Source organism: Microbacterium sp. B19 (assembly GCF_000333395.1).
In the GTDB taxonomy this organism is placed as follows: Bacteria; Actinomycetota; Actinomycetes; order Actinomycetales; family Microbacteriaceae; genus Microbacterium.
This window is the reverse complement of record NZ_BADA01000162.1, coordinates 1-2,997: the sequence shown is the minus strand read 5'-3', so window position 1 is coordinate 2,997 and position 2,997 is coordinate 1. Positions and strand designations below refer to the sequence as shown.

The window sequence follows — 2,997 nt, the reverse complement described above, 5'->3', positions numbered from 1 at the left end:
GGCGGAGNGAGGGCGATGTTCACGACGGTCGCGTCGAGCACGACCATGAGCTGCGCGATGCCGACGATCGCGAGGGTCAGCCAGCGCCGACGGGAGGGAGTCGCGGATGCCGACCCGGTGGTCGGTGCGACGGAGGAGGAGGTCATGGGCACAACATATACGGAACGTCCGAGTTTCGGAAATGAAATGTTCCTGAAACACTCTGTCTCGTAATGGCGTAGGCTCGAGGCATCCGAACGGAAGGACGCTCGATGACGACGGCCCCGGAGAAGACCGCGACCGAGGCTCCCCGGCTCGGTCGCAAGCGCGACCTCAGCCGCGATCCGGAGATCCTCGAAGCGGCCCTGGACGTGCTCGCGGAGACCGGGTTCGAGCGCATGACGATCGACGAGGTCGCCACCCGCGCCCGCGCGGGCAAGGCCACGCTCTACCGGCGGTGGCCGTCGAAGTCCGAGCTCGTGATCGACGCGGTCGCCTGCATGAAGCGGGGCGTGTACGACCTCGCGGCTCTCCCCGACACGGGCACGCTGCGCGGCGACCTCGTCGCCATGATCAAGGAGCCCTCGATCGCGGACGCGCAGCGCAAGATGCAGGTGATGGCGGGCATCGTCTCGATGCTGTCGCGATCGCCCGAGCTCGCGGAGGTCGCCGAGGAGGCGCTCGTGGCCCCGCGTCGCGAGGCGAACCGGGTTCTGATCGAGCGCGCTGTCGCGCGCGGCGAGGTGACGGATGCCGTCGACGTCGACCTCATCTCCTCCGTCGGCTCGGCCATGGTCGCGCAGCGCCTGCTGGTCGAGCGGAAGCCCGTCACGCGAGCTTTCCTGCTGTCGATCATCGACGGCATCGTGCTCCCCGCGCTCGGGCTGCGCGCCGCGGACTGACCCGCGCGGACCGGCATCTTCGCCCGACGGTTCACCGGTCGATTCTGATAGCCTTGGGTGTCACTCGTGTGGCTCGTTCCGCACGCCCGGGCTCCGGCCCAGTGGCATCGCACGAAAACACTCCGCTTCGCTTCGGCTCGCGGCATCCGTTCGCCCTCGGGCGGAGGACGCTCCGGCCGGCGGGATCCACCCGGACCCCGTCGTAAGAGTCGAGGCCCGACACCAATCCAACTAGGACAACCCACTACATGACTACCGCAACGACCGCCCCGGCCATCAAGCAGGTCGCGATCAACGACATCGGCTCTGCTGAAGACTTCCTGGCCGCGGTCGAGAAGACCCTGAAGTTCTTCAACGACGGCGACCTCATCGAGGGCACCGTGGTGAAGATCGACCGCGACGAGGTCCTCCTCGACGTCGGTTACAAGACCGAGGGTGTCATCCCCTCGCGCGAGCTTTCGATCAAGCACGACGTCGACCCCAACGAGGTCGTCAACGTCGGCGACCACGTCGAGGCCCTCGTTCTCCAGAAGGAGGACAAGGAAGGCCGTCTCATCCTGTCCAAGAAGCGCGCCCAGTACGAGCGCGCGTGGGGCGACGTCGAGAAGATCAAGGAGAACGACGGTGTGGTCACCGGCTCCGTGATCGAGGTCGTCAAGGGTGGCCTCATCGTCGACATCGGCCTCCGCGGCTTCCTGCCGGCGTCGCTCATCGAGCTGCGCCGCGTCCGCGACCTGACGCCGTACCTCGGCCAGGAGATCGAGGCGAAGATCCTCGAGCTCGACAAGAACCGCAACAACGTCGTGCTCTCGCGCCGCGCCCTGCTCGAGCAGACGCAGTCCGAGTCGCGCACCACGTTCCTCAACAACCTCCACAAGGGCCAGGTCCGCAAGGGCACGGTCTCGTCGATCGTCAACTTCGGTGCGTTCGTCGACCTGGGCGGCGTCGACGGTCTCGTCCACGTCTCCGAGCTCTCGTGGAAGCACATCGAGCACGCTTCTGAGGTCGTCGAGGTGGGCCAGGAGGTCACCGTCGAGATCCTCGAGGTCGACCTCGACCGCGAGCGCGTGTCGCTCTCGCTCAAGGCCACCCAGGAAGACCCGTGGCAGGTGTTCGCCCGGACCCACGCGATCGGTCAGATCGCTCCGGGCAAGGTCACCAAGCTCGTTCCGTTCGGTGCGTTCGTCCGTGTGGCGGACGGCATCGAGGGCCTCGTGCACATCTCCGAGCTGTCGGGCAAGCACGTCGAGCTCGCCGAGCAGGTCGTGTCGGTCGGCGAAGAGGTCTTCGTCAAGATCATCGACATCGACCTCGAGCGTCGTCGCATCTCGCTGTCCCTCAAGCAGGCCAACGAGTCGGTCGACCCCAACGGCACCGAGTTCGACCCGGCGCTGTACGGCATGGTCACTTCCTGGAATGCGCCCCAACGTACGCAAACAGAGTTCGCGCGAGTCCTCACCGGTCAATGCAAGTATCGTTGTCGCCTCACTGTGGCGGCTGAAGCCAACATGGCGACCATGTGCGAAGTTTCGGAAATCTGTCCGCTGTACCGCAGCCAACCCGAGCTCATGGAGGCGAGTTTCCACGTCGACTGCAGCCGCCACTCCTTCAAGACCGTGAAGGACAATCACCCTCTCCTGAATATGCACCGAGGGCTCGATTGACGGCGATGAGACTGGATATCCGTAAACTCGCGACAGGACCACAGCCATGCGTACGACTGAACCGGTGGCCAAGAATCCGTCTTCGGTATCGCCTGGCGGAACCGTCAAAACAGAAAGGTTGCCGACCTTCAACGCCTCCGGCAGGTCTTCAGGTGCCCTCTCCGTCACGAGGAGAATATCCAATCCCTCGCGACGCGCCCGCGAGACGGCGAGCGCCGTGTCGGGGTGCTTGGCGCGTGCGGAGAACACAAGCACCACTGTCCCCGTCGGCATCGGACCGGACTGAGCAAAGCCGAGAGGCGTCATCGCCCAGGCAGAGCGACGTACGGACTGACGGTGCGCAAAGGCGGCCAACTCCGCAAGCGCCAAGGCCCCCACGCTTCCGACGGCNNACAGACATCTCCCCGAAGTTTTTCCGCGAAAGCGGCCAGGGGCTGGATGACTCGCAGTTC

At 65.5% G+C, this 2,997-nt stretch carries 2 protein-coding genes; both read left to right on the top strand.

Translation table 11 applies throughout. The features are described from left to right. The first annotated feature begins 251 nt into the window (after positions 1 to 251). Complete coding sequence (locus I5G_RS06375) at positions 252 to 881, top strand: TetR/AcrR family transcriptional regulator (RefSeq protein ID WP_022878318.1); 630 nt, start codon at positions 252 to 254, stop codon at positions 879 to 881. Positions 882 to 1,129: 248 nt separating this feature from the next. Continuing rightward, the gene (gene rpsA / locus I5G_RS21035) at positions 1,130 to 2,545 is read left to right on the top strand and encodes a 30S ribosomal protein S1 (protein ID WP_022878317.1); all 1,416 of its coding nucleotides are present in this window, start codon (positions 1,130 to 1,132) and stop codon (positions 2,543 to 2,545) included. Positions 2,546 to 2,997: the final 452 nt, after the last annotated feature.